This is a genomic window from Exiguobacterium sp. s128 (genome assembly GCF_018618815.1).
GTDB classification, from domain to species: domain Bacteria; phylum Bacillota; class Bacilli; order Exiguobacteriales; family Exiguobacteriaceae; genus Exiguobacterium_A; species Exiguobacterium_A antarcticum.
On record NZ_JACSMT010000070.1, the window covers coordinates 1 to 6,182 of the forward strand.

General features: G+C 44.2%; 7 protein-coding genes and 1 riboswitch. Of the genes, 1 reads left to right on the forward strand and 6 read right to left on the reverse strand.

The genetic code is table 11. From position 1 onward, the window contains the following. Positions 1-203: 203 nt before the first annotated feature. Complete coding sequence (locus KNQ13_RS15230; protein WP_014969550.1) at positions 204-863, forward strand: CHASE3 domain-containing protein; 660 nt, start codon at positions 204-206, stop codon at positions 861-863. 312 nt (positions 864-1,175) lie between these two features. Here the strand turns inward: KNQ13_RS15230 and KNQ13_RS15235 are convergent, their stop codons facing one another. The 6 genes from KNQ13_RS15235 to KNQ13_RS15260 form a co-directional block, all read right to left on the reverse strand. Next, complete coding sequence (locus KNQ13_RS15235) at positions 1,176-1,586, reverse strand: ArsR/SmtB family transcription factor (RefSeq protein ID WP_371818616.1); 411 nt, start codon at positions 1,584-1,586, stop codon at positions 1,176-1,178. A 149-nt stretch (positions 1,587-1,735) separates the two neighbouring features. Next, complete coding sequence (locus tag KNQ13_RS15240) at positions 1,736-2,182, reverse strand: hypothetical protein (RefSeq protein ID WP_014969548.1); 447 nt, start codon at positions 2,180-2,182, stop codon at positions 1,736-1,738. A 20-nt stretch (positions 2,183-2,202) separates the two neighbouring features. Further along, entirely contained in the window at positions 2,203-2,841 is a 639-nt protein-coding gene (gene thiE / locus KNQ13_RS15245) for a thiamine phosphate synthase (RefSeq protein ID WP_026830892.1), read from the reverse strand. Further along, positions 2,831-3,601: a hydroxyethylthiazole kinase gene (gene thiM / locus KNQ13_RS15250; RefSeq protein WP_026830891.1), complete on the reverse strand. Its 771-nt coding sequence runs from the start codon at positions 3,599-3,601 to the stop codon at positions 2,831-2,833. The genes thiE and thiM overlap by 11 nt, the downstream gene beginning before the upstream one ends. Next, positions 3,582-4,391 carry a bifunctional hydroxymethylpyrimidine kinase/phosphomethylpyrimidine kinase gene (gene thiD / locus KNQ13_RS15255; RefSeq protein WP_026830890.1) on the reverse strand — a complete coding sequence of 270 codons (810 nt, stop codon included), beginning with the start codon at positions 4,389-4,391 and terminating at the stop codon, positions 3,582-3,584. Before thiD ends, thiM begins: the two co-directional genes overlap by 20 nt. 116 nt (positions 4,392-4,507) lie before the next feature. Further along, a riboswitch (TPP riboswitch) is annotated at positions 4,508-4,618 on the reverse strand. A 59-nt stretch (positions 4,619-4,677) separates the two neighbouring features. Then, positions 4,678-5,955, reverse strand: a complete 1,278-nt coding sequence (locus KNQ13_RS15260; RefSeq protein ID WP_026830889.1) for a murein hydrolase activator EnvC family protein — start codon at positions 5,953-5,955, stop codon at positions 4,678-4,680. Between the last annotated feature and the right edge of the window lie 227 nt (positions 5,956-6,182).

The following is a 6,182-nucleotide window of genomic DNA, read 5'->3' on the forward strand; positions in this document are numbered from 1 at the left end:
ATGGGAGACCACGGAAATGTCTCAACTGGAAAACTGCATACGAGGTCTTCTCGGAAGAAGTGTTGCACTTAATTTGACAAACCGTCGTGTACAATACGCAAGATAAGAGAAAATGTTCCATCTTTATTTGCAGAATCCTTCACTTTTTGGGAAATAGTGGTTAAGATAATGACATTACGTATTAGTAAAAAAGGATGAATTGTATGAATCAGCTGTGGCGTCACCGCATCATTCTCATTCTGATTGTCAGTCTGTTCGCTTCAATCCCATTGCTTTATGCCTTGAATGGATACCGAGCTATTTCTAAACTGACGGAAGAAATGCATAGACAAGATATTCCAATGATCAAGCAAGTCGACGAGTTGATAGAACATAATCGCGACCGGGCAAATGCCGTCCGTGGATTATTGTTATACGAAGATGAACGTTACATCGAACAGTATTATTTTTCCACTTCAAAAGTCCATGACTTACGACGCTTACTGAATGCATCCAATCAGACGCCAGGTGCAATCAAAGATTTATTGCTACGTAACAGCGCTTGGGAAGAGGAAATCGAGGAAGTGTTCACTGTCTATGAAACCGATCACCCACAGAATGCCAAAAAATTAGCTAGGCAGACGACTCAAACCACTCAAACGATTCTCGAGGACCTCTCACAAATCAAAGAGAAGTTGTATCGTGAATTGGAACAAAAGCTCGAATTAACAACTGAATTAACGGCGAATTATAAACGGATGTGCATTAGTTTATCGATCTTATCTTTTTTGTTAATTGCCGCAACCATCTTTTTATCAAAATTAGACGAGAATACTCCCACTTCTAAACGTTCAGGGCGAAACCCTAGTGCAAGTGGGAGATGAATCGTCTTCGGGCAAGGCGTGTCTTGCGACACGTCAATTGTCCGACACCCTTGGTTTGAAAACAATTAAAATCAGGAATAAAAAAAGAGTCATGTTCTTTGAAAACTGAAGATAGTAGGGTTGTGACAGGAAGTTCGTCTGTCACGTAAAATCTTCAACGTTCACCTTGCGGATGACCGAAGTAGCGAAAACCAAGCAGAGTAGGCATCCGTATAAAAGAAACGGACAAGATCAACGTTCTAAACCTGTCTCCTAAACAAAAACAAACACGTGACGGTCACATGGACGGTACGTGTTTGTTTTTGTTTTTATTCAGGACGAGAATTTTCCTTCATTCACGTGTTCCATCGCAAGATGCACAAGAGAGGACACATGATGATCATCCAAGGAATAGTAGACGACTTTTCCTTCTTTTCTATATTTTACTAACCCTTGTTTCAACAAGGTCCGCAGATGGTGGGACGCTGTCGCGATGGAACAATCGACTGAAGCGGAGACGTCACAGACACAAAGTTCTTCTTCTATCGTCAGCGCATAGGCGATTCGCAGACGCGTTGCGTCTGATAATACTTTAAACAGCTTTCCGATATCCATCGTCGGAATCGTATCGACGACGTGCCCAATTTCCTGCGCACGTTTTATATCAATGGCAATCGTTTCACAACGTGGGGCATCCAACGCAATCACCTCTTTCCTTTTAATTGCACCATCGATTCGGATCAATTGCAAGAAAATCCATTCCTGACCTCTGACCTACCTCTAAATCCGTCAAAAAATAACTAGTTTCCCCTGCTCGACTCCTATTAAAAAAGTTCTCTTCTTAAAGTACAGAAGAGAACCCTTTTAGACGCTATCCGGAAAAAAATGAACAATCAGCGTTCTGATTTGTGTTGATTTCGTCTTGTGATCGCGTAAAAGAACCAACCACCCAAAAAATTTCCGATATCCCAGACAATCCGATTATTGTCGACGGCACGAACACCGATATCAATGATACCTGTACTGTATAGGCGTTCACGATACCGTTTCCGTAACAACCTCGGTAACGGAAGATGCAACATCAGCCGGTAAAAAAGATCGAGATGTGTGTGTCCCCAAATCTCAGTCGCGATGGAGCTCGTTTGAATCAGCAAGGAACGTTTATAACGTTGTTGGTATTTATTTTTTAATAGAACAGCTAGTTGATACGAATACCGATTAGGAAAAGGGAACAAAGCTGCTCCTAAATGATATTTCCCTCGATTATCGACTCGAATGATTTGTGGTTCGATTTTATATCGAATCCAACGTCCCCGAAATCGAATAGACTGCCATTTCACGACTTATCACCTCTTGATGACTATACCCTGTCTGAAATGCTCTGACGCGCTTGTTTTGCGGCTTCTCTGAATTCCTGTGTCGCCCGTTCGATTTCTTTTTTCGCAAACAGTGTGGAGATGACAGCATATCCGTCGACTAAACTGCCTAGTTCACCGATGTTTTCTTGGGTGATCCCGCCAATCCCGACCAACGGAACCTGAACAGCTTGACGAATCGCCTTTAACGTTTCTTTCGGCATGAAAGTAGCATTTCGTTTCGTCGTCGTCAGAAAAAGTGAACCGACGCCTAAATAATTCGCCCCTTCCCGTTCCGCGATTAGTGCCTGTTCTACCGTCGAGACAGAGACACCAATCATCGCTGTAGGCAGAAGACGACGAGCTTCACGCAAAGGGATGTCTTCCTGTCCGATATGCAAACCAGCGCCTACGAGCATCGCAATATCAATCCGATCATTGATGATCAGTGGCACGCCGTAACGTTCCGTCAACGCCTTCAGTCCGATGGCCGCTTCTAAAAAAGTTTTTCCTGATGTTTGTTTTTCACGTAATTGAACAATCGTCGCACCACCTTTGAGCGCTGCTTCTACCGCATCTATCAAGTTCAATTCAGGGTGAAACCGTCGATCGGTCACGGCATACACGAAGTAATCAGTTTCCATCGGTTTGCACCTCCTGAAGCGTCTCTTCCGTCATTAAACTGACTGCATTAAACAAACCCGTCCGAAAATCACCGATCCCTGCTTGTCGATCAGCAAGCTCCCCTGCTTTGCCCATCAAATATGTCCCATATACGGCTGCCTCGAATCGGCCATATCCCGCTCCTAAAAACGTCGCAATCAACGAAGCTGTCATACACCCCGTCCCGGTCACTTGCCCAAGCCGCTTTGCCCCGACATCGAGACGGCATTGACGGCTTCCGTCCGTCACAAAGTCAATCGGACCTGTCACGACAATGACTTGGTTGGTTTGTGCTGCAAAGGTATGGACTGCTTGAAAATCGAGTGATTCCCCTTCCGCAACATCTACTCCTTTTGTCGTCGTCGCTTGCCCGATTAGCGTTTTGATTTCTGAGGCATTTCCTTTAATGACCGTAAACTGAATGTCATGCATCAATTCGTTTATGAAATTCGTACGTAATGTCGTCGCGCCTGTTCCGACCGGATCCAGAATAATTGGTTTGCCCAATCGATTAGCGGTTTTCCCTGCCAACAGTTGCGCCTCCCGGATCGATGGATGCAGCGTGCCTGTATTGATGACGACAGCGTCAGCAAGACCAACCATCTCTTCTACTTCTAATACATCTTCCGCCATGACTGGGGATCCTCCAAGCGCTAGCGTCATATTGGCACAGTCGTTGATCGTGACCGTGTTCGTCAAATGATGAATCAGTGGTTTTTTGTCATGAATAATCGGTAACATGATTTTCCCTCCAAAGTTCGTAAAAGTGATGGGTTGGTCCAATTCCGTGTCCGAGCGCAAAACCGTGGCGAATCGCCTCCGTCACGTACTGTTTCGCATACATGATACTGTCGTACAAGGAGTCACCTTGTGCGAGTCGGGCTGCAATCGCAGCAGACAACGTGCATCCTGTACCATGTGTGTGCTGACGAGTTAGTCGTTTCTGTTCATACACGTAATGATTTCCTTGCGTATATAACAAATCGATTGCTTGTTGTCCCTCCAAATGACCACCTTTGAGCAAAATGGCTCCCCCGGGTCTTTTCGCTAGTTCCACCGTTGCTTGTTCCATATCCGAAAGCGATTGAACCGTCCTCCCAATCATCCGCTCGATTTCGGGGATGTTCGGTGTGACGAGTGTCGCGAGCGGTAACAGATGTTCTAACAAGGCTTGTTCTGCATCTTTCCGTAACAAGCCGTGTCCACCTTTTGCGACCATGACTGGATCTAAAATGATTGGAGCATCACATTGTTTTAATTGTTTTGCGATGATTTGAATCGTTTCTTGATTAGAGACCATCCCGATTTTGACAGCATCAACACGAATATCGGAAAAGATAGATGTCAATTGTGCTTCTACAAGACGAGGTGACACATCCTCGACGGCTTGGACACCTAATGTATTTTGTGCCGTAATCGCTGTGAGGACACTCATCCCATACACGCCGAGGGCAGAAAATGTTTTTAAATCTGCTTGAATGCCCGCTCCACCACTAGAATCCGATCCTGCAATCGTCAATACATGTTTCATATCGCTTCCTCCCTTTCTTATGAGCCAATTAGGAGAAAACGGACGACAAAAAGCGCCGTCCGCTGTAAAAAAGCAGACGACGCCATGAAAAACCCTCATCTAGGTTTTATATCTCATGTCTTCGATCTCAACTTTCCTACGCTGGTATTATCCAGTTCAGGTGACAGGGTCGAAAACAGAATAGTTTTCCTCTCAGCCGGACTCCTCCAGCTCCCCTAGTTGCTCGTAATTTAATTCCTTTTTACTGTAGCATAGCGTTATCAAAAAAACGAGCCGAAGCTCGTTTTCATAAATATCCAAGTGGATTAACCGTGTTTGCCGGTCCTGTCGCACTGTATTGATATCCACCGATATGCAATTCAAAATGAAGATGTGGTCCAGTCGAGTTGCCGGTACTTCCAAGCGTACCAAGCGATTGACCTTGTGAAACCGTCTGACCCGCACGAACTGCCAACGAATTCATATGAGCGTACACCGTCGTATAGACTTGACCATTCAGGAAATGCGAAATCATGACATGGTTTCCGTAAGGTCCTCCACTTCCAGCTGTAATGACTGTTCCGGAAGCGGCTGCTCGAATCGGCGACCCCACTGGTCCGCTGAAGTCTACTCCATTATGAAAAGTATACCCGTTTGCCCCACTCGCCGGTCCAAATCCTTGTGAAACACCACCTGAAGCTGGACGAATGAACTTCGCTGAGCCTGTTGGAACACTAACGACCGGAGAAGGACTGACTGCGGATTTATTTGATTCGCTCGTCGCTTTTGCCGCCTCTTTTGCCGCACGTTCAGCCGCTGCTTGTTCAGCTGCAGCACGTTCAGCTGCTGCCTTTGCCGCTGCTTTCGCTGCTGCAATCGCTCGCTCTTGTGCTTCTAGTGTCGCTTGTAATTCTTTGGCGTTCAATAGTTTCGTCGTGAACTTCGTTTTCCCTTTACGCAACTTCTTTAAGGTCGCACTCCGTTCCTTCATTTGCTTCTTCAGCTGTTTTTTCTGCTCTAACAACGTTTCTTTTTCTTGAACACGTTCTTCTTTTTTAGCCATAAGATTACGTTTCATTTCGGCTAGTTTTTTTTGTGTCTCCAGGTAGGCAGAAATCATCTTGTCATCTTGTTCAGCAATCTTTTTACCTGCCATGACGCGACTAAATAAATCCCCTAGATTTTTCGATCCAAAAATGACTTCTTCCCATTTAATTGAATTTCCATCATTTTCTTGAAGGACACGTAAACGATCCCCCAACAGTTCTTCTTGCCGTTTCAACATCGCTTCATATCGAACAATTTCCGCTTCGAGATCTTTAATCTGAAGATTCAGTTGCTGAATCTGTTTATTTTTTTCTGAAATCCGGAAAATATTTTCATTGATCGCAGCATCAATTTTATTGATTTCTCGCTGTTCCGTTGATATTTTAGCTTCTTGTTTTTTGATTGCTTTTTCCAATTGACGCTGTTCTGTCGCATTTTGAGATTTCTTTTCCTTAATCGTCGCAGCATGACCAGAATTCGGCGCAGTTGCCAAAAGTAATGTTCCTAACAATACTGTCGAAAGCAATTTTTTTAACATGGTCAGTTTCCTCACTTATGTATGAATTCTTATTTGAAAAGTATTTAATTCAAAGTATTTCCGTCTGAAATTGATTATAGCATCGTAATAGTTTCAGTAAAATTTCATTTGTGTTTCAAGTGAAACCGTTTTTTTGTAATGACGAATTGTAATATTAAGTGCAACACCTGACGGAAAACACAAAAAGCCCATAACGGCCTCGTGTAGAATGGAGTTACCACACCACA

Coding starts and splice junctions, on each gene's coding strand:
- KNQ13_RS15260 (WP_026830889.1), bottom strand. CDS start 5,955: ATGTTAAAAAAATTGCTTTCGACAGTATTGTTAGGAACATTACTTTTG.
- thiM (WP_026830891.1), bottom strand. CDS start 3,601: ATGTTACCGATTATTCATGACAAAAAACCACTGATTCATCATTTGACG.
- thiD (WP_026830890.1), bottom strand. CDS start 4,391: ATGAAACATGTATTGACGATTGCAGGATCGGATTCTAGTGGTGGAGCG.
- KNQ13_RS15230 (WP_014969550.1), top strand. CDS start 204: ATGAATCAGCTGTGGCGTCACCGCATCATTCTCATTCTGATTGTCAGT.
- thiE (WP_026830892.1), bottom strand. CDS start 2,841: ATGGAAACTGATTACTTCGTGTATGCCGTGACCGATCGACGGTTTCAC.